The 20,381-nt window shown below is 68.2% G+C and carries 17 protein-coding genes; 9 read left to right on the forward strand and 8 right to left on the reverse strand.

The annotated features are described in order from the left end of the window. Positions 1-54: 54 nt before the first annotated feature. Positions 55-876, reverse strand: a complete 822-nt coding sequence (locus DL990_RS25905; RefSeq protein ID WP_125800176.1) for a LysR family transcriptional regulator — start codon at positions 874-876, stop codon at positions 55-57. A 38-nt stretch (positions 877-914) separates the two neighbouring features. Between DL990_RS25905 and DL990_RS25910 the strand changes: the two genes are divergently transcribed. Further along, positions 915-1,451: a DUF4352 domain-containing protein gene (locus tag DL990_RS25910; RefSeq protein ID WP_233598759.1), complete on the forward strand. Its 537-nt coding sequence runs from the start codon at positions 915-917 to the stop codon at positions 1,449-1,451. Positions 1,452-1,617: 166 nt separating this feature from the next. Here the strand turns inward: DL990_RS25910 and DL990_RS25915 are convergent, their stop codons facing one another. The 5 genes from DL990_RS25915 to DL990_RS25935 all read right to left on the reverse strand — a co-directional run bounded on the left by DL990_RS25915 (position 1,618) and on the right by DL990_RS25935 (position 6,467). Beyond that, entirely contained in the window at positions 1,618-2,331 is a 714-nt protein-coding gene (locus DL990_RS25915; protein WP_125783240.1) for an ABC transporter ATP-binding protein, read from the reverse strand. After that, positions 2,321-3,094 (reverse strand): ABC transporter ATP-binding protein, encoded by a 774-nt coding sequence (locus tag DL990_RS25920; RefSeq protein ID WP_125783238.1) that lies wholly within the window; start codon positions 3,092-3,094, stop codon positions 2,321-2,323. Before DL990_RS25920 ends, DL990_RS25915 begins: the two co-directional genes overlap by 11 nt. After that, complete coding sequence (locus tag DL990_RS25925) at positions 3,091-4,230, reverse strand: branched-chain amino acid ABC transporter permease (RefSeq protein ID WP_199746594.1); 1,140 nt, start codon at positions 4,228-4,230, stop codon at positions 3,091-3,093. Before DL990_RS25925 ends, DL990_RS25920 begins: the two co-directional genes overlap by 4 nt. Continuing rightward, positions 4,227-5,198 carry a branched-chain amino acid ABC transporter permease gene (locus DL990_RS25930; protein WP_125783234.1) on the reverse strand — a complete coding sequence of 324 codons (972 nt, stop codon included), beginning with the start codon at positions 5,196-5,198 and terminating at the stop codon, positions 4,227-4,229. The genes DL990_RS25925 and DL990_RS25930 overlap by 4 nt, the downstream gene beginning before the upstream one ends. A 114-nt stretch (positions 5,199-5,312) precedes the next feature. Continuing rightward, the gene (locus DL990_RS25935) at positions 5,313-6,467 is read right to left on the reverse strand and encodes a branched-chain amino acid ABC transporter substrate-binding protein (protein ID WP_125783232.1); all 1,155 of its coding nucleotides are present in this window, start codon (positions 6,465-6,467) and stop codon (positions 5,313-5,315) included. Positions 6,468-6,931: 464 nt separating this feature from the next. Between DL990_RS25935 and DL990_RS25940 the strand changes: the two genes are divergently transcribed. After that, positions 6,932-7,744 carry a S9 family peptidase gene (locus DL990_RS25940; protein WP_125783230.1) on the forward strand — a complete coding sequence of 271 codons (813 nt, stop codon included), beginning with the start codon at positions 6,932-6,934 and terminating at the stop codon, positions 7,742-7,744. Here DL990_RS25940 and DL990_RS25945 read toward each other — a convergent pair. Both DL990_RS25945 and DL990_RS25950 read right to left on the reverse strand, forming a co-directional pair. Beyond that, positions 7,710-8,678, reverse strand: a complete 969-nt coding sequence (locus tag DL990_RS25945) for a LysR family transcriptional regulator (protein ID WP_125800177.1) — start codon at positions 8,676-8,678, stop codon at positions 7,710-7,712. The two genes, DL990_RS25940 and DL990_RS25945, sit on opposite strands and share 35 nt — an antisense overlap. Positions 8,679-8,834: 156 nt before the next feature. After that, complete coding sequence (locus tag DL990_RS25950; RefSeq protein ID WP_125800178.1) at positions 8,835-9,263, reverse strand: PaaI family thioesterase; 429 nt, start codon at positions 9,261-9,263, stop codon at positions 8,835-8,837. A gap of 183 nt (positions 9,264-9,446) precedes the next feature. Between DL990_RS25950 and polA the strand changes: the two genes are divergently transcribed. The 7 genes from polA to DL990_RS25985 all read left to right on the forward strand — a co-directional run bounded on the left by polA (position 9,447) and on the right by DL990_RS25985 (position 20,273). After that, positions 9,447-12,188, forward strand: a complete 2,742-nt coding sequence (gene polA, locus DL990_RS25955; protein WP_125783224.1) for a DNA polymerase I — start codon at positions 9,447-9,449, stop codon at positions 12,186-12,188. A 64-nt stretch (positions 12,189-12,252) separates the two neighbouring features. Next, on the forward strand, positions 12,253-13,857 hold the full coding sequence (locus DL990_RS25960) for a serine protease (RefSeq protein ID WP_233620570.1): 1,605 nt from the start codon (positions 12,253-12,255) through the stop codon (positions 13,855-13,857). Continuing rightward, a complete protein-coding gene (locus DL990_RS25965) occupies positions 13,854-16,097 on the forward strand; it encodes a serine/threonine-protein kinase (RefSeq protein WP_125800179.1) in 2,244 nt (747 codons plus the stop codon). Before DL990_RS25960 ends, DL990_RS25965 begins: the two co-directional genes overlap by 4 nt. A gap of 55 nt (positions 16,098-16,152) precedes the next feature. Next, complete coding sequence (locus tag DL990_RS25970) at positions 16,153-17,568, forward strand: VWA domain-containing protein (RefSeq protein WP_125783220.1); 1,416 nt, start codon at positions 16,153-16,155, stop codon at positions 17,566-17,568. Further along, positions 17,565-18,653, forward strand: coding sequence for a hypothetical protein (locus DL990_RS25975; RefSeq protein WP_125800180.1), 1,089 nt, complete (start codon positions 17,565-17,567; stop codon positions 18,651-18,653). Before DL990_RS25970 ends, DL990_RS25975 begins: the two co-directional genes overlap by 4 nt. Next, a complete protein-coding gene (locus DL990_RS25980) occupies positions 18,650-19,939 on the forward strand; it encodes an ABC transporter substrate-binding protein (RefSeq protein WP_125783216.1) in 1,290 nt (429 codons plus the stop codon). Before DL990_RS25975 ends, DL990_RS25980 begins: the two co-directional genes overlap by 4 nt. Before the next feature lie 10 nt (positions 19,940-19,949). Then, positions 19,950-20,273, forward strand: coding sequence for a CU044_2847 family protein (locus DL990_RS25985; protein WP_125783214.1), 324 nt, complete (start codon positions 19,950-19,952; stop codon positions 20,271-20,273). The last annotated feature ends 108 nt before the right edge of the window (positions 20,274-20,381 follow it).

Below are 20,381 nucleotides of genomic sequence, written 5' to 3' on the forward strand. Positions count from 1 at the left end.
ATCACCTGAGAGGCGATGTCCAGCGTGCGGCGCGTAGCACCGAAGTGGGCGCTGTCATACCAATGCCGCGATCCGATCCGAAGACTCGTGCGCCGGATCCCAGACGAGCGCGTGCCGGACGACAGGCGCCTCCCGCAACGCGAGCCAGCGCAGGCCTCCGGCCGGTTCCTCCCGGGGACGCAAGGCGACGACGTCACCGCCGTGCCGCAACCCGGCGACGAACAACGACCGCCGAGGAGGTCCGGCGCGTACGTGAGCCGGCCGCCAGCCCGCCGCGGCGCAGCCCGCGAGCAGCCGGTCGTGGTAACCGGGAGCCAGCTTTCGTTCGTACAGAAGGAGGTCCAGGCCGGCGAGGTCGTCCCAGCCCACGTCCTCGAGTCGCGCCAGTGGATGAGCGTCGGAGACGAGCACCCCCAACGGCCTCTCGCTCACGACGACGACCCGGAGGCCGTCCACGTCTTCCGGCAGGGCGAGCAGACCGGCGTCGAGCGCACCTCGGCGGAGGAGTTCGAGCTGTCGCGTGGCGGAGACGTCGTCGACCTCCGCCCCGTCCGCGTACAGGGCGGGGAGCACGGACGGTGGCGCGCCCGGTGTCACGCCGATGCGGAGCGGCCGGCCCACGGTGTCGCGGACGGCTCGCGCGCCGAGGTCGGCCTCCTCCAGCATCCGGTGGGCGTGGGGCAGCAACGCCAGCGCGGCGGCGGTGGGCGTCATCCCGGCCTGGGTGCGCAGGAACAGGGTCGCGTCCAGCTCCCGTTCCAGCGCGATGATCTGCTGGCTGAGCGACGACGCCCGGATGCCGAGGCGCTCCGCCGCGCGGGTGAGATGCCCTTCCTCGGCGACGGCGCACAGATATCGAAGACGTCGTAACTCCACAGCCGCAGAGTAGCTCCGGACCAGGCAGAATCGATGGAGTGCGTATCGGAATCGTTCGGGGTCTCGCGGCGGCCGTCCTCCTGCTCGCCGGGTGCTCCGCCGAGCAAGAACAGCCGCCCGCCAAACCCGTCTACGACCTCCCCGCCCGCGAGGTCCGCCCGGACGAGACCGCCCTGCACCTGACACCGGCGACGAACGGGGAGACCGAGTTCTCGGTGATCGGCCTGGCCGCCGGGCTCCCCAGCCTCGCCGGCAGCCACGCCGAGTTCGACGCCAAAGGACAGTTCGTCCGGGTCCGGCTGGTGGTCACCGGGAAAGGCGTGTCCGGGATCCTCTTCGACACCCGGCGCCAGCAGCTGGTGACCGATTCCGGTGCCGTGATCGCGGTCGACAACCAGGCGATGACGATCAAACGACAGCCGGACAAGTTCGAGCTGGGTCGTGGCGTGCGGGTCGAGTTCGACCTCTACTTCGACCTTCCGAAGGAGGCGAAACCCGTGGTGCTGCGGGCTTTCGGCGGCCCGACGCTGACCGACATGAAGAACGTCACCGGAACCGACATCAAGCTGACATAGCTGCGTTACCGGGCCAGGGTGCCCCCAGTGTGGCATTGGGGTCGCTCGACGTCCCCAATGCCACATTGGGAGCACCGAACGAGCCACCCTTCACGCGCCCGCTGTGCCTAGCTCTTATAAGACAAAGGGCCCCGCCGCGAAAGCGACGGGGCCCCTTCGAAAGGCGTCAGACGCCCAGGTCGCCGCCGAGGTAGGCGGCCCGCACCTGCGGGTCGTCCAGCAGCTCGGCACCGCGGGCGCTCTTGACCACTTGACCGGTCTCCAGCACGTACGCGCGGTCGGAGAGCTTCAGCGCCTGCTGCGCGTTCTGCTCCACCAGCAGGACCGTGGTCCCGCGCTTGTTGATCTCGCGGATGATGTCGAAGATCTGTGCGATCAGCATCGGCGCCAGGCCCATGGACGGCTCGTCGAGGAGCAGCACCTTGGGTTTGGTCATCAGCGCGCGGCCGATGGCGATCATCTGCTGCTCGCCACCGGACATCGTGCCGCCGAACTGGGTCTTGCGTTCGTTGAGCCGCGGGAACAGCTCGTAGACCTCGTCGAGGTCGGCCTTCAGGTCGTCCTTGCGGGTGTAGGCACCCATCAGGAGGTTCTCCTGCACCGTCATACCGGGGAACACACCCCGGCCTTCCGGTGACTGGCCGATCCCGAGTTCGACCCGTTTGTGACCGGGGGTCTTCGAGATGTCCTTGCCGTCGAAGAGGATCCGGCCGCTGGTGAGCGGACGCAGCCCCGAGATCGTCTTCAGCGTCGTGGTCTTGCCGGCGCCGTTGGCCCCGATGAGCGAAACGATCTCGCCCTCGCCGACCTCGATGGTCATTCCCTTGAGCGCGGCGATCTTCCCGTAGTGGACGTTGATGTCCTGAACCTCAAGAAGCATCTTCCGCCACCCCCAGGTAAGCCTCGATCACCTTCTGGTTGTTCTGCACCTCTTGGGGGAGCCCTTCTGCGATCTTCTGGCCGAAGTCGAGCACGGCCAGCCGGTCGGCGATCTGCATGACCAAGCCCATGTCGTGCTCGATGAGCAGCACGGTACGGCCGTCATCACGGATCTTGCGGATCAGTTGCTGCAGCGAGTTCTTCTCCGCCGGGTTCATCCCGGCGGCGGGCTCGTCGAGCAGCAGCAGCTTCGGGCCGGTCGCGAGCGCACGCGCGATCTCCAGACGGCGCTGGTCGCCGTAGGAGAGGTTCTTCGCGGTGTTGTGCTCGACCCGGCCGATGCCGACGAAGTCCAGCAGTTCCCTCGCCAGCTCGCGGCCGCGCTTTTCTTCCTTACGGTGCCTGGGCAGGCCCAGCGTCGCGGTGATCGCCCCGGTCTTGTGCTGTGAGTCGGCACCCACCATCACGTTCTCCAGCGCCGACATGTTGTGGAACAGCCGGATGTTCTGGAACGTGCGGGCGATCCCGGCCTTGTTGACCTTGAAGCGCTTCATCCCGTCGACCTGGCTGCCGTTGAAGCGCACCTGGCCTTCGGTCGGCTGGTAAACGCCGGTGACCACGTTGAACACCGTGGTCTTGCCCGCGCCGTTCGGCCCGATCAGGGCGAAGATCTCGCCCTGGTTGATGGAGAGGTTGACTTCCTTCAAGGCCGTGACACCGCCGAAGCGCATCGTCACGTTGTCGAATTCGAGCAACGCGCTCATTTCGTGACCTCCGCCGAAGCTTCGGAATCCGGACCCGCGACTTCGGCGCCCATGGCACCCATCCCGCCCGTTCCTTCTCTTAGTTCCGCCTTGCGTTGCCGCGACGGCAGCAGACCCTCCGGCTTGAGCGCCATCATCAGCACGAGCACGCCACCGAAGACCAGGATCCGGTACTCGGCGAAGTCACGGAACCGTTCCGGGAGCCAGGCGACCAGGAACGCACCCAGGATCACGCCGGGCAGGTTTCCCGCTCCGCCGAGCACGACGGCCGCGAGGATGGTCGCCGACAAGATGAACGGGAAGTTCTCCGGCGCGATGAACACGGCCTTGCTGGCGTGGACACCGCCCGCGAGCCCGCCGATCATGGCGCCGATGGCGAACGCCAGCAGCTTGAACTTGAACGTCGGGACGCCCATGAGTTCGGCGGCGTCCTCATCCTCGCGAATCGCGGCCCAGGCCCGGCCGACGCGGCTCTTCTGCAGCCGCACCGAGAAGATGATCGCGATCACGATCGCAGCCAGGATCAGGTAGTAGTAAGGCGCCGCGTCCAGGAGGAATTCCGTGCCGAGCAGCGGCTCCGGGTGCGGGATGTTGGTGATGCCGCGAGCTCCGCCGATGGCGTCGGTGTTGTTCGCGGTGATCCGGACGATCTCACCGAAGCCGAGGGTGACGATCGCCAGGTAGTCACCGCGAAGCCGGAGAGTCGGCGCACCGAGGATGACACCGGAAATCGCCGCGAGGACGATGCCGACCAGGAACGTGGGCCAGACGAACCAGCCATAGTTCGTGCCCATCGTGGCCAGGGTGTAGGCGCCGATCGCGAAGAACGCGACGAAACCGAGGTCCAGCATTCCCGCGTGGCCGACCACGATGTTGAGGCCGATCGCCAGCAGGATGTAGATCCCGATCGGGAAGATCAGGACGTTCGTCCAGTCCGAGTCCGGGGACATGAACGAACCGATCGCCGGTGCGGGCAGGATCAGCGCGAAGATGATCAGGGCGAGGTACACGCCGTAACGCTGCCAATGCGGAGCGCGTGCCCACCAATCCCGCATGCCGTCCACGGGGTGAAAGCCGGCGCGCCCGGCCTTGCCGTTCTCTGGGGACTTTTCAGCCACTTCTTCGTTGCCCTTCATGCGCGTGCCCGCTGCAGCGATTCACCGAGGATGCCGGTGGGTCGGAACATCAGGACCAGCACCAATACCACGAAGGCGGTGACGTCCTTCCAAGCCGAACCGAAGAAGATGGAACTCCAGTTCTCCACCAGGCCGAGCACGATGCCACCGAGCAGAGCGCCGCGCAGGTTGCCGATACCTCCCAGCACGGCCGCGGTGAACGCCTTGATACCGAGGAGGAAGCCGATGCGGTAATCGGTGTTCTCGTACTCCATGACGTACAGCGCGGCGGCCACACCGGCCATCGCGCCACCGAGCAGGAACGTGAGGCGCACGATCTTGTCGATGCTGACACCCATCAGCACGGCGGCCTCGGGATCCTGTGCCGTGGCACGGATACCGCGACCGATGCGGGTGCGGCTCACCAGCTGGTCGAGGACGACCATCATGATCACGGCACCGACGATGACGAAGACGTGGTCCGTGCGCACGACACCGTTGCCGATGTGGAAAAGCTCCTCGTGCGGGATGAACCGCGGCGCGTTCTGTTGCACACGGCCGGATTTGTCGGTGATCCATTCGATGATCTCGAGGCCGAACAGCTCCTGGAGGAACAGCGAGGCGCCGATGGCGGAGATCAGGGCGGCGAGCCGGGTCGCGCCCTTCTTGCGGAGCGGCCGGTAGGCCACTTGCTCCAGCAGGACCGCCGCACCGCCGGACACGGCGGCCGACGCGATGATGATCAGCAGCAGTACCGCGATCATCCCGAACAGGCCGAGCGTGATCGGGGCGGTGCCACCCGCGATGGTGATGAGGACGAACAGGGACGTGACCGTCCCGATCATGAAGATCTCGGAATGTGCGAAGTTGATGAGCCGGAGCACGCCGTAGACCATTGTGTAGCCGAGGGCGATGAGGGCGTAGATGCTTCCGGCGACCAGTCCGCCGATGGTGCTACCGAGGAACTGGGCTTGCAGATCTTGAAGCATGACGTGGATGCCTTACGGGACGGGGCGAGGATTTCTTTCGCCACATTTGCGGGAAGCGGGGGTGCTGTTTCCGCACAGCGCCCCCGCTTCCGTTAGGTGTTCCTATCTGCTCCGTCAGCCGTTGAGCTTGGCTTCGGTCGAGACGCCGAGGTTCTTCAGGACACCACCGGTGACCTGGTAGACGTTGATCGCGTCCGTCGACGGTTCGCCGTTCTCCTTGAACTTGATCTGCTTCGAGACGCCCTTGAAGTCGATCGTCTTGAGGGCCTCGTTGATCTTCTCCGAGGTGGTGGCCCCCGCCTTGACCGCGTTGATGATGGCGGTCGCGGCGTCGTAACCCTCGCTCGAGTAGATCGCCGGGTCGACCTTGTACGCGGCCTTGTACTTGGTGCTGAACTCGTCGGTGGAGCCGGCGTCCGGGATGTTGCAGGGGCAGCCGACGACGGCCTTCTCGGCGGCCGCGGCACCCGCACCGCTCACGAGCTGGGCGTCGAGCGAACCGTCGCCGGTGGCGAAGGTGGCGGTCACGCCGCCGTCACGCAGCTGCTTGAGCAGACGGCCACCCTGGGCGTAGTAGCCACCGAAGAGGATGATGTCCGGGTTCGCGGCCTTGACCTTCTGCACGGTCGAGGAGTAGTCCGACGCGTCCTTGGCGAACTTGTCGCGCTCGGACGGGACGTTCTTCTCCTTCAAGGTCTTCTCGAAGTTGTCCGCCAGGCCGACACTGTATTCCTGGTCGTCCGAGATGATGTAGGCCTTCTTGGGCGACTTCGCCGTGATGAGGAAGTTGGCGATGGCCGGGCCCTGGCTGGCGTCACTCGCGACGACGCGGTGCCAGTACTTCCACCCGTTCGAGGACAGGCCCGCGTTGGTGGCCGATGGCGAGACGCTCGGGATCTTGTTCTGCTCCAGCTGACCGCCGATCGCCTTCGACTCACCGGAGAAGGCCGGGCCGATCAGCGCGGTGATCTTGTCCTGGCCGACGGCGGTCGCGATCAGCGACGTCGCCTGCTCGGGCTTGCCCTGGCTGTCGTATTCCTTGAGCTCCAGCTTCGTCGCCGGGTTCGTCTTGTTGTACTCGTCGATAGCGAGCTTCGCGCCGTTGCGGGGCGGGATCACGATCCCGGAGTTCTCACCGGTGAGGTCACCCATGAACCCGATCTTCAGCGTGCTGCTGTCACCGCTGCCGGACGAGCTGCTGCCGCCTGCACAGCCCGCCAGCGCCAGCGACGCAGCCGCCGCGACGGCGAAAACCCGTCCAAAACGCACTCCTGACACCGACTACCTCCCATGACCAACCAGCCGCCGGTAGGCGTTGCCCCCGACACAGGGGCTAGGTTAGGGCAGGAAGATATCCCCCTACGCCATGATCTGCCCAGACGCCCATCACTCTGTGTCCACATCGTGACGGTCGAAACCAGAACGAATTGCACGAAAAGGCGAATGTTGCCGGTTGACGAGTCTTCGCTGGTCACGCTGGGGATTCACCGGTACCACGCCGATCATGCTCGTGGGTAATGATCATGTTTCGGCCGCGTATCTTGCGCATTTTCAGCTCCTTCGTGGGCGGCCGTTCGTCGTAGCAATGCTGCCCCAAAGGGCGTCAACCGTGCCCCCGCTTCTCTTGCGCATGACAACCGACGGTTGTCGTCGCGGTCCGAACGGCTGTTGGATCTCGGCCCTGACCTCGCGATTAGCTGTCCTCAGAGCCGAAAACGAGGACAGGGGAGAACATGACGATGAGCGTCGAAGCGATCGAAGGCGTGGCCGCGGGAGTTCCGTTCGTGGCGTTGCCGCCGTCGGACCGGGAGCGCCCGGCGCCGTTGGTGCTGACCTGGCATTTGCTGGGCGCGCCGTTCAGCGAGGCGGCCATGGCCGCGGCGCTGCCCATGCGGGGACTGCGCGCGTGGCGGGTGCACCTCGGGTTGCCACTGACCGGGAAACGGTTTCCCGAAGGCGGTTTCGAGGGGTTCTTCCGCCTCGCGAGCGAGGACAACGTGCTCAACGTCGTCGAACCGCTCACCAGGCAGGTCGAGGCGGAGTTCCCGGCGGCGGTGGCGGAGCTGCGCTCGCGCTTGTCCATTGAGGACGGTCCGGTCGGGCTGGCCGGCGGTTCGCAGGGTGGCGCGGTCGCACTGCAGATGCTGACCCACGCCGAGATCGAGGTGGCGGCGGCCGCGCTGGTGAACCCGGTGACGCAGCTGGCGCCGGTGATCGCGGCGAACGAACGGGTCTACGACGTCACCTACCACTGGTCGGACCGGTCCCGCGCGGTCGCGAACGAGTACGACTACGTGCGGCGGGCGGACGAACTGACCGCGCCGATCCTGCTCGTCATCGGCGAGGAGGACGACGTCTCGATCACCGAACCGGCCGAAGCCCTGCACAAGGCGTTGGGGGAGCGGCGATCCGAACTCGTCACCATCCCCGGGATGGCGCATGGGTTCGCCGAGGCGCCCGGCCTCGAACCCGCTCCGCAGACGGAACACGCGAAGCTGGTCGACGCCGAGCTCACGCGCTGGTTCGCCCGGCACCTAGCTGTCTGAGGTCGTCGTCCGGCAGCCACGACCGCGCGGGATCGTAGGCGCACCAACCTTCTTCGTGGCTGGTCCGGCCGGCGAGCGCCAGCAGGCGCCGCAGGGCCGGGCCTTCGCCGCGCCGCCACACCACCGACCACGGGAACAGCGGCGACGGCTCGAAGGGCAGGACGCGCAGATTGAGGTCGGAGGCGAGGTCCATGTCGGCGCCGGCGAGGGTCACCCGCTGCTTCCCGTAACGGGTCTGTTCCAGTGTGTGTCGAAGGTCGTAACTGACCCCGGAGTCGTCGATCGGGACGTCGAATTCTTTGCATAGGCGTTGCAAATAAGAAAGCCATTCGATCGGCCCGCCCAATTGCGGAATCCAGATGCCGTCGTTCCGCAGATCCGACAGTTTCAGCGTTTCGTTGCTCGCCAGCGGATGTTCCGGGGCGAGAAGGGCTACCAGCGGTTCGAGCCGGACGAGCCGGTGCTCGAGCTCCGCGGGCACCTCGCGACCGAGGTCCGCGACCCGGCCGAACGCGAGGTCGATCTCGCCGCGGACCAGCGGGTCGAGGGCGTTGGCCAGCCCGCGCCCGGCGACGCGTTCGACCGCAAGGGCCGGGTCGCGCTCGGCGATGCGCCGCAGCATGAACAAGGGGGACAGTCGCGGGTCGATGACGTCGAGGCGTGGCGGGCGGTCCTGCAGGCCCATCGCGGCGACGGCGGCGTCCGCGGCCCGGATCAGCTCGCGCGCGTGCGGGAGGAAGCGGTCGCCGTCGGAGGTCAGTTCGACGGACCGGTTGGTGCGCCGGAAGAGCTGGACCGACAGGGCGTCCTCGAGCTTCCGGATCCGCTTCGACAGCGCCTGCTGGGTGAGGAACAGAGATTCTGCCGCGCGACCGAAATGGCCGTGATCGGCGGCGGCGGCGAACGCCCGCACCTGAGCCGTGTCGAGATCCACGCCCTCAAAGTACGTGAAGGCCCCCTTCATGTACCTAGGCGCAACGAAGGACCCCTTCATGCACTTCCGGACGTAGTGAAGGCCTCCTTGCCTACCCTCAAGGTAGTGAAGGAGGCCTTCATGGACTTCCAGCAGGCAGCCGAGAGCCGGTCAGGCTCAGACGCCCGGCGGCCGTTCCCGCACCACGCACGTCAGCCGCGCCGTGCAGGACCGGCGCCCCTGGTCGTCGGTCAGCACGATCTCGGCGGTGACGGTCCCGCGGCCGACGTGTACCGGCGTCGCGACACCGGTCACCCGCCCGGATCGGACCGCCCGGTGATGGGTGCAGGAGAGTTCGAGGCCCATCGTCGCCTTGTCGGTGCCGGCGTTGAGCGCGCACACCATCGAGCCGAGCGCCTCGGCGATGACGGCGTTCGCCCCGCCGTGGAGGAGGCCGTACGGCTGGAGGTTGCCCTCGACCGGGATGCTGCCCACGACGCGTTCGGGACCGAACTCGCTGATTTCGAGCCCGAGCTTGTCGTTGAGCTGCTGTCCGGCGAAGGCCGGGTCGATCCCGGCGAAGGATTCGAGGGCTTGTTCGGTCACGCAGCGCTCCTTAACATTCGTGAACCCGCGACCGCGTCGACTGGGCACACGTCATCGAGTTTTTCTCACGTCCTGCCTCCGGCCTGGCGAGTTTCCTGTGCCGAGAGGGCGGAGCAGCGTCGCCGACAGCCCGCAACCGACACGACAGGAGAACTGTCAGACCCTCACCCTAGACTCGCTCCCGTGAGCCCGAGTGAGAACACGACCGTTGCCAACGCCACACCCGTCACCGCACAGGCCGAGCGGCCCAAACTGCTGCTGATCGACGGCCATTCGATGGCGTATCGCGCGTTCTTCGCGCTGCCCGCGGAGAACTTCAAGACGAAGACCGGGCAGACGACGAACGCGGTATTCGGGTTCACCTCGATGCTCATCAACCTGCTGCGCGACGAGGCGCCGACCCACCTCGCCGTGGCGTTCGACCTCTCTCGCAAGACGTTCCGCTCGGAAACCTTCAAGGACTACAAGGCCAACCGCAGCGCCACGCCGGACGAGTTCAAGGGCCAGGTCGGGCTGGTCGAGGACGTGCTGAAGGTCCTCGGCATCCCGGCGCTGACCAAGGAGAACTACGAAGCCGACGACATCATCGCCACGCTCACGACACAGGCGACCGCCGAAGGCTTCGACGTCCTCATCTGTACGGGCGACCGTGACGCGCTCCAGCTGGTGACCGACCAGGTCACCGTGCTGTACCCGAAGCGCGGCGTGTCGGAGATGACCCGGTTCACCCCGGAGGCGGTCGAGGAGAAGTACGGCCTCACCCCGGCGCAGTACCCGGACTTCGCCGCGTTGCGTGGCGACCCCTCGGACAACCTGCCCAGCATCCCTGGCGTCGGCGAGAAGACGGCCGCGAAGTGGATCAGGCAGTTCGGCTCCTTCAACGAGCTGATCGACAGGGTCGACGAGGTCAAGGGCAAGGTCGGCGACGCGCTGCGCGAGCATCTCGGCGCGGTCATGCTGAACCGCCAGCTCACCGAGCTGATCCGCGACGTCGAGCTGGAGCTCGGCCCGACCATGCTCGAACTGCGCCCGTGGGACCGCGAGGCCGTGCACGCGCTGTTCGACGAGCTTGAGTTCCGTGTCCTGCGAGACCGTCTCTTCGCCACTCTGCAGAGCGCCGAGCCCGAGGCCGAAGAGGGCTTCGAGGTCAGCGGCTCGAAGCTCGCCCCGGGCGCGCTGACGGAATGGCTGTCTTCGCACACCGGCCAGGACCAGCCGGTCGGCCTGGCGTTCCGCACCACGGGGGCCTCGGTCCGCGCCGATCTGAAGGCCATCTCCTTCGCGGCCGCGGACGGCGAAGGCGCGTATGTCGACGTCACAGCGATGGACGCCGAGGACGACAAGGCGCTCACGGCCTGGCTCGCCGACGAGAAGATCCAGAAGATCGGCCACGAGCTCAAGGTCCCGCTGCACGCCGTCCGGGCGCGGGGCTGGACGTTCGCCGGGCTCGTCATGGACACCGCGCTCGCGGCGTACCTGGTCCGCCCGGGTCAGCGCACCTTCGAGCTCGACGACCTGGCCCTGCGGTACCTGCACCGCGAGCTGCGTTCCGAGGCCGACACCGGGGACGGGCAGCTTTCGCTGCTCGACGGCGGCGCCGAGGACATGGAGCAGAAGGAGATCCAGGCCGAGCTGGTCAAGGCCCGCGCGGTCGCCGAGCTCGCGGGCGCGCTGACCAAGGAACTCGAAGAACTCGGTGGCGCGCAGCTGCTCGCCGAGCTCGAACTGCCGCTGCTGCAGGTGATCACCGGGCTCGAAGCGGCGGGGATCGCGGTCGACATCGAGCATCTGACCGATCTGGAAGCGCATTACCTGAACCGGGTCACGCAGGCCGCGGACGAGGCGTACGCGGTCATCGGCAAGCAGGTCAACCTCGGTTCGCCGAAGCAGCTCCAGGTCATCCTTTTCGACGAGCTCGGCATGCCCAAGACCAAGCGCACCAAGACCGGCTACACCACCGACGCCGAGGCGCTGCAGAGCCTGTTCGAGAAGACCGAGCACCCGTTCCTGCAGCATCTGCTGGAGCACCGGGACGCGACCCGGCTGCGCACCACCGTCGAGGGCCTGATCAAGTCGGTCGCCGACGACGGCCGCATCCACACGACGCTTTTGCAGACGATCGCCGCCACCGGACGGCTCTCGTCGGTCGACCCGAACCTGCAGAACATCCCGATCCGCACCGAGGAAGGCCGCCGCATCCGCGACGCTTTCATCGTCGGCGACGGATACGCCGAACTGATGACGGCGGACTACAGCCAGATCGAAATGCGGATCATGGCGCACCTCTCGCAGGACGAGGGCCTGATCCAGGCCTTCAACAGCGGTGAGGACCTGCACACGTTCGTGGCGTCGCGCGCGTTCTCGCTGCCGCCGGAGGAGATCACCCCGGAACTGCGGTTCCGGGTCAAGGCGATGTCGTACGGCCTGGCGTACGGGCTTTCGGCGTATGGGCTTTCGCAGCAGCTGCGGATCTCGACCGAAGACGCCAAGGAACAGATGGAGGCGTACTTCTCCCGCTTCGGCGGCGTACGCGATTACCTTCACTCTGTCGTGGGTGACGCGGCGAAGGTCGGCTACACCGAGACGATCTTCGGTCGCCGTCGTTATCTGCCGGACCTCAACAGCGACAACCGGCAGCGCCGCGAGATGGCCGAGCGGATGGCGCTCAACGCCCCCATCCAGGGCAGCGCGGCCGACATCATCAAGGTCGCCATGCTCAACGTGCACAAGGCGCTGACCGAGGCGAAGCTGAAGAGCCGCGTGCTGCTGCAGGTCCACGACGAACTCGTCCTCGAAGTCGCCGATGGCGAGCGCGAGCAGCTGGAAGCGTTGGTGCGCCAGGGAATGGGCTCCGCCTACGAACTGGCCGTGCCGCTGGAGGTCTCGGTCGGGTACGGACGGTCCTGGAACGACGCCGCGCATTAGGCCTCGTGAGTGGTAATGACGGTCAGAACCGTCATTACCACTCACGATCGGTAGGGTCTTCCGCGTGACTTCCGAGCGCAGACGCTGGCGGGTGCGGCTGCGCGATCATCGTGGGCGGATCCTGGGCGCCGGGACCATGCTCGACGGTGAACACCTCCTCACCTGCGCTCATGTGATCGAAGGCCACGACGGCGTCGCGGTGGATTTCGTGGCGCTCCCCGGTGTGGAGCCGGGAATCGCCACGATCGTCGCGCAGGCGGCGCCCATCGGCGACGACGGCGGGGACATCGCGCTGCTCCGATTGCGTGACTCCGAAGAGCAGATCACCGGCGTCCCGCTTCACCGGACCGCACTCGAGGACGGCCAGCGCGTCCGCGCGTTCGGCTTCCCGTCCGGTTCGGACGGCATGTGGTCGCTGGCGACCGTCGTCGGCGACGGCGGTCACGGTCTCGAACGGGTCCAGCTGCACCGCACGCTCGACACCGAGCCGATCACCCACGGATTCAGCGGTTCCGCGGTGATCGCCGACAAGACCGGGCACGTCGTCGGCATGGTCGCGACCCGGTACGCGACCGAGGCCGCCCGCGTCTCCTGGATGATCCCGGTCGAGACCATGCTCGGTTACCTGCCGGAACTGCGCCGCTGGGCCGAGGGCAGTCCCGCGATCGACCCCGGTTTCGTCCAGTACCCGGAGCCGCCCGCGATGGACGTGCTGTTCGCGCGAGAATTCGCCCGCTGGCTCGGCGGCCACGGCCAGGCGGACGTCCGGGTGATCATCATGGGCGAGGACGATTCCGCCGTCGCCGCCTCGTTGCGGCGCGCGGTCGTCCTCGCCGACCGCGAACACGGGGCAGGCCGGAGCGTGACCGGGCCGACGGTGCCGCCCGTGGGCAGTGTCGTGCTCGCCGTCGACGCGGTCGGCAAGACCGCGGACGAGGTCCGGCGCCGCATCTCCGACCGGCTCGACGTCGCCGCGGACTCGCCCGCCGGCCGTCACGGGTCCGGCCGCACAGTCGTCGTCTACGGGATCGACGAAGCGGCCGAACCCGACGAACTCGTCGGTGACGTGCTCGTGCCGCTGGCCCAGCGCGCGCACGAACTCGGGCTGCGGCTCGCGCTGGCCTTCCGCGAGGAGACCTCGCCGGGGGTGAGTGTGGTCCGGTCGAGCACCGACGTCCTGCCCGACGGCGACGACGACATCGAGGGCCGTCTCGCCCTGCTGGAAATCCGGTTGGGTGAACTCGCCCGGCTGGAGAAGGACAATCTGGGCGACGCGCCCCGCTTCACCGAGGTCCCACAAGTCCATGCCAAGGCACGACGGCTGACAGGCGCGTTGACACAACTGCGGTCGGCGGAGCAGGACGGCGACTCCGAGTGGGTGAATCGGCAGCTTCCGGTCTGCGAGCGAGCCGTCGCCAAGACCATCGACCGCGCCCGCGACATCCGCCGCCTTCTCGACGAGAACCTCGTCAGGCGTGCGGAATTGCGTGCCCGGCTCGACGCATACGGGGAAATGGCCCGCAACAGTGGCTTCGTCGAAGACGTCGAACTGGATGCCGCCTACGCCCCCGCTTGGCGGACGCTCTTCGAAGGACCGTGCGACCTCGCGGCCGCGGCGGCCGCCGTCGAGCGATACGCGGACACCGTACGGAAACGGATCGACGGATGACGGCCTGCGGACACGACGGCTGCCCTGGCATGCTCGGCAAGACCGGCTTCTGCAAGATCTGCGGGTTGCCGCCCGGAACACCCGAAGAGCCCGCGCCGCGGGAGAAGCCGACCCTGGTGATCCCAGGTCCCGGTGAGGCATCGACTCGGATCACCAGCACGGTGGTCACCCGCTCCCAGCAGATCGCGGGCCACGCGACCGCGGACGACCGGGTCCCGCTGCCGATCGTCGAACTGCCCGACCTCGCGGGCCGCCTGCTGACCGAACCACATGTCCCGGAAGAGGAACGGTTCTGCGGCAGGCACGGGTGCACGGCCACCCCGGTCGGCCGCTCGATCGGCGGCGGTCCCGCGCCCACCGAGGGATTCTGCCCGGTCTGCCGGACGCCGTTCTCCTTCTCACCGAAGCTCGCGGCGGGTGACGTGGTCGACGGCCGCTACCACGTACTCGGCTGCGTCGCGCGCGGCGGACTCGGTTTCGTCTACCTGGCAACGGATTCCGGGCTCGGCGATCGGTACGTCGCGCTCAAGGGCCTGATCAACACGAACAACACCGCCGCCGTGCGGATCGCGGAGACCGAAAGTCAGGTGCTCACCGCGCTGGACCATCCGAACGTCGTCCGGATCCTCGACGTGGTCGAGCACGAGGAGTTCCGCTACATCGTCATGGAGTTCGTCGACGGGCTTTCCTTGCGGGAGATCAAGAACCGCGGCCGGGCCGGGCTGGATTCCAGTGAGGGGCGGCTGCTGGTCGAGCACGTCGTGGCGTACGGGCGCGAGATCCTGACCGCGCTCGACTACCTGCACGGCGAGGGCCTGCTGTACTGCGACATGAAGCCGGACAACGTGATCCACGGCGAGAAGCGGATCAAGCTCATCGATTTCGGCGCCATCCGCAAGATCTCCGACGACGAGAGCCCGACCGTCGGGACCGAGCACTATCAGGTGACCCCGCGCGAACGGGCTAAACACGGCCTCACCGTCCGGTCCGACATCCACACCGTCGGCGTGACGTTGCGGGAGCTCTTCCAGGCCAGCGACGGCTGGTCGGTCACCACCGACGCGCGCGGCGTCCGGTTCGGCATCGAATCGTTCATCCGCGTCCTCGACCGGGCGACCGCGCCGTTCGAGCAGCGGTTCGCGACCGCACGTGAGCTGCTGGCCCAGCTCGACGGCGTGCTCAGCGAAATCCTTTCCTTGCGGGACAAGCAATCCCGGCCCGCCGGATCGACGCTGTTCGCTGAAGGGGCGGTACTGCTCGACGCGGGACTCGGCCAGGCGCCGCCGCTGGAGCACTGGACGCGGGGGACACCGGTCTCGCTCGGCACGCGCCCGACCGCCGTGGAGATCGCCCTCGGCCTGCCGGTGCCGCGTGAGGATCCGGACGATCCGCAGGCGAACTTCCTCCGTGCCGTCCGTGCCCCCGACGCGGCGCGGCTGCTGAAGAAACTCGACAAGGTGCCGGGCTCGGTGGAGGTCGGATTCCGCCGGTGCCGGGCACAGCTGGAACTCGGCGCGACCGTCGAGGGCGCACTGGCGGTGGCGGAGGCCGAACGGCTGCTCGGCGAGCGCGCCGCCCATGACTGGCGGGTGGCGTGGCATCGGGGTCTGCTCGCGCTCGGCGCGGGCGATTTCGCCGCGGCCAAGGAGAGGTTCACCGCCGTGTACCGCGACATCCCCGGCGAGGAGCCGCCGAAACTCGCGCTGGGCCTCTGCGAAGAGCACCTCAACGGCGCGGCCGCCGCCGAGCGGTACTACGACGCCCTGTGGGTGCGGGACCGGTCCCAGGTCAGCGCGGCGTTCGGGCTCGCGCGGGTCCGGTTGCAGCGGGGTGATCGGGCCGCCGCCGTCGAAATCCTCGACCAGGTCCCGGAGTTCTCGCGCTACGACGAGGCCGCGCGGATCGCCGGGGTGCGGGTGCTGTCCGCGCCGATGCCCGGCACGGGGGACCTCCCGGCGTCGGCCGAACTCGACGACGCTGTGGTCCGGCTGGCCGCGTTGGACCTCGACGGAGACTCCCTCGACCGGCTGGTGACGGCCGTGCGCGAGACGGGACTGGCGGCCGTGCTCCTCGGGCAGGGCGGGATCACCGGCGGCGAGATCCTGCGGGCCGACGAGACGGGCGCCCGCACCGTGCTGGACAAGTCGTACCGGCGGCTCGCCCATCACGCGCCCGCGCCGGAAGCGCACGACGTGCTGATAGACCTTGCCAACTCGGTGAGACCGGTGACGCTGGTGTGAGCGCCTTGCCGAGGTCGATCGCGGTCGCGGGTTCACCTGGGAAGAAAGGGGACTGATGAGCGGGGAGCCGAGTCTGGGTCTTGAGGTGCACCAGAACAAGTTCCTGGCCGAGCGGGACCGGGCGATGACGGCGATCGTCCGGGTGGTCTCCCGCGGCGGTGAGGCGGCCGTGGCCAGGACGGCCGCCGAAGTCCTGATGATCGACTGCTCCAGTTCGATGCGCTTCCCCAGCACCAAGATCGGCGAGGCACGACGAGCAGCGGTGGCGGCCATCGACGTCTTGCCCGACGGCGTGCGGTTCGCCGTCATCCAGGGCACCGACGGCGCGAAGGTGATCTACCCGGCCGAGGACGGCCTGGTGACCGCGTCCGCGGCGACCCGGGCGGAGGCACGCGCCGCGGTCGAGCATCTGGCGGCCGTCGGCGGCACGGCGATGGGCGCCTGGCTCGCGAAGGCGCGCGACCTTTTCGAAGGCGTACCCGACGCCGTCCGCCACGCGATCCTGCTCACCGACGGCCGCAACGATTCGCAGACCAGGGCCGACCTGATGAGCGTGCTGAACAGCTGCGAGGGCCGGTTCGTCTGCGATGCCAGGGGGATCGGCGACGGCTGGGAACCCGCCGAACTCACCCAGATCGGCCGGGTCCTGCGCGGGAACGTCGACTCCATCGTCGAGGACGACAAGCTCGCGGAGGATTTCCGGCAGCTGGTCGAGAACGCGATGACGAAGGTGCTGCCCGAGGTCCGGCTGCGCGTCGGCACCATGCCGTTCAGCAGGTTGCGGTCGATCAAGCAGGTGTTCCCCGACGAGTACGACCTCACCGACCGGTGCCACGAGGTCGCCGTCCGCGAACTGGAGCTCTCGCTCGGCTCGTTCGCGAGCGACGAGACGCGGGATTACCAGCTGATCCTCGATCTCGATCCGGACCTCGAACCCAGCCACGGGCAGGACCGTCAGCTCGCGTGGACGGAACTCGTCCCCGTTCCCGGCGCCACGATCGCGGAGGACGCGCTGGCCATCGCGGGGCGATGGACCCACGACCCGATCCCGCCGACGCTGATTCACCCGATGGTCTCGAAGTACGCGGCGCAGGCCGATCTCGGCGAGGCGCTGACCGCGGGCGGTGACGCCTACGCGGCGGGTGACCGGGCCGGGGCCGAACGGGAGTGGGGCAGGGCGGTCGCGCTGGCCACCGCCGCGGGCGACGAAGAAACGCTCACCCGTCTCGAGGGGGTCGTGGAGATCGTGGACGCGGAGAAAGGGGTCGTGCGCCTGCGCCCGGATGCGACACGCAGCCACGCGTTGCACGTCGTCATCCCGTCGAGGGTTTCGGAAATCGCCCTTCCGCAGGAAGATCGGCCGATGCCCGACGCGTCACCGGTCGCCTGTGCCGACTGCCCCGCCCTTTCCCCCGCCGGGGCGAACTTCTGCGTCGGCTGCGGAAGACCGTTCGGCGAGGCGGTTTCGTGACGGCGACCCGTGTACGGCTGGTCCGGCTCCGCACCGCCCTGCTGGCGCTCACCCTCGCGGTCCTGGTGGTCTCGCTGTGGGCGTTCCAGAACGTCCAGGACACGGCCGAGACCGTCCGCGACCGGACCGCGCAGGCGGTGCTCGAAGTGACCGCCGCGCGGGCCGCGCTGGTGGCCGCCGACGCCGCAGCGATCACGAGTTTCGCCTCCGGCGAGGCGAGACTCGCCGGCCCGGGGCAGGAGTACTCGAATCAGCTGGCGCTGGCGAGCCAGAGCCTCGCGCGGGTCGCGGAGTTCAACCAGGCGGGTGAGGCGGGCGGTAACGCGCTGCAGGTGGTGGAAGGCCAGGTCGCGGCCTACTCGGGCTCCATCGGGCAGGCCGACGTGCACTTCCGTCAGCCGGACGCCGCCGTGCTGGGCGCCGTCGACCTCTGGCACGCCTCACGGCTCCTGCACGCCGCGGGCGGTGTCCTGGAGGAGCTGGAAGCGTTGCAGGGCAAACAACGCGACGCGCTGAACCGGCAACTGTCGGCCACCGGGATGAGCCCCGCGATGCTTCCGCTCTGGCTGCTGCCGGTGCTGGCCCTCCTGGTGCTGCTGGTCCTCACCCAGCTGTATCTGCGGAAACGGTTCCGCCGCGTGGCGAACGTCCCGCTGCTCGTGGCGACCGCGCTGATCGCCGCGATCGGGGTTGCCCTGGTGTTCACCCTGGTCAGCCGCGACCGGCTGGACTCGGTCGGGGAACGGCTCGACGGCGTCGCCGCCGCGCGGTCCGCGCAGATCAAGGCGGCTGACGACGCCGGCCAGCGACGGCTCGCCGACCTGCTGGCCGAGTACTGCGACGAGGAGCAGGGATGCGGAGTGACCGTCGACGAGTTCCGGGCGCGGGCACGGCAGGTCACCACGGTGGCGACGGACAACACCCGGGTGGCCACCGCGGGCGCGAAGGCGGTGGCGGCCGACGCCTCCGCCGCGGCCGAATCCGGCGGGCGGGAGTTCCTGATCCCGGCGGGCACCCTGCTCGCGGGCGCGCTGGTCCTCCTCGGGCTGCACGCCCGGATCGACGAATACCGGTACCGCCCGTGAACCGCCTGCTGGCCGTGCTGATGGCGCTCTCACTGGTCGCGGGCGGCTGTTCGGCGTCGGCTGACGACGGGCCGGTCGTCGTCCTCGCGTCCTGGACCGGGGAGGAGGAGAAGGCGTTCCGGCAGGTGCTGGACGCGTTCAAGGCCGACACCGGGATCGACTACCTCTACGAAGGCACCCGCGCGGTCGACCAGGTGCTCGCTTCGGACGTCCAACGCGGTACACCGCCGGACGTGGCCGTCCTGCCCAACGCCGGGGTGCTGGCGAAGTACCAGAAGTCGGGCGATCTGCTGCCGCTCGACGACGCCCTCTCCGCCGCGGTGACGCGGTCGTTCAGCTCGCAATGGGTCACCCTGCAGCAGATCGGCACCCAGAAGCTGTACGCCGTCGCGGTGAAGGCCGATCTGAAGAGCCTGATCTGGTACAACCCGGCGCGGCTGACCGGGATCCGCCCGACGACGTTCGAGGGGCTTCGCACGTATTCCGCCGGACTGACCGCGGCCGGTGGCACCCCTTGGTGCGTCGGGATGGGCGCCCCGCCCGCCTCGGGCTGGCCGGGAACCGACTGGATCGAGGACATCCTGCTGCACTCGGCGGGACCGGACAAGTACCGGCAATGGGCGTCCGGCGGTTTGCCGTGGACCTCCCCGGAGGTCGAACAGGCGTGGCGCGACTGGGGTTCCGTGCTCGAGCCCGCCGCCATCCGCGGCGGCACCGCGGCCGCGCTGCTGACGGACTTCGGCGACGCGGGCAAGGCGATGTTCACCGAGCCGCCGGGCTGCGCGCTCGAACACCAGGCGTCGTTCATCATGAGCCGCTACCAGAACTTCAAGCGAGCGGACGGGACGTTCCCCAAGCCGGGCACCGATTTCGACTTCCTGTCCTTCCCGGGACGCGACGTCTCAGAGGTCGCCGCCGACCTCGCCGGAATGTTCCAGGACACGCCCCAGGCGCGGAAACTGATCGAATTCCTGGCCTCGGAGAAGGCACAGCGGATCTGGCCGTCGATACCCCGCGCGAACGCGTTCTCCGCCAACCGGGAACTCGGCCTGGACGTCTATCCGGATCAGGTGAGCAGGCGGGTCGCGGACAGGATCACTTCGGCGTCCGCCCTGTGCTTCGACGCCTCGGACCTGATGCCCGCGACGATGACCGGCGCCTTCCACCGCGCCGTCCTGGAGTACCTGAGCAACCGCGACCGGCTGGACATCCTGCTGAAGCAACTCGAAGACGTCCGGAAGAGCATCCAGCCGGGTGAATGGTTGAAGATCCCCTGTGGACAGTGAAGGAGCATCGGTGAACGACCTGGCTCGGTTCCCGCTCGAAGGCGGCGGTTCGGTGGTCGTCGAGATCGACCCAGTCCCCGGCACCTCCCGTGTCTCCCGGCGCGACGACCTGGTCGAGGACGCCAAAGGGTCGTTCGAGGCGGCGCTGGCGAACGTGAAGGAGGCCGCCACGGCGGCACTGGACACCTTCCGGTCGATGACAAGGGGACCGGACGAGGTCGAGCTCAAGTTCGGCGTCAAGCTGACCGCTCAGGCGGGTGCGGTGATCGCGAAAACGGGCCTGGAAGGCAACTTCGAGGTCAAGCTGAAATGGACCCGGGACACCGAGGCCTGAAAGTGCGCTCGTAAGCAAATTGGTCGTGTGGAGGGACGACCGCGCGTGCCGTCCAATCAGTCACGCGAAACCGCCGTATCGGTACAGGGGCCGCCGCGACCCATACGT

Origin of the sequence: Amycolatopsis sp. WAC 01416 (genome assembly GCF_003947485.1) — a bacterium.
Classification (GTDB): Bacteria; Actinomycetota; Actinomycetes; order Mycobacteriales; family Pseudonocardiaceae; genus Amycolatopsis.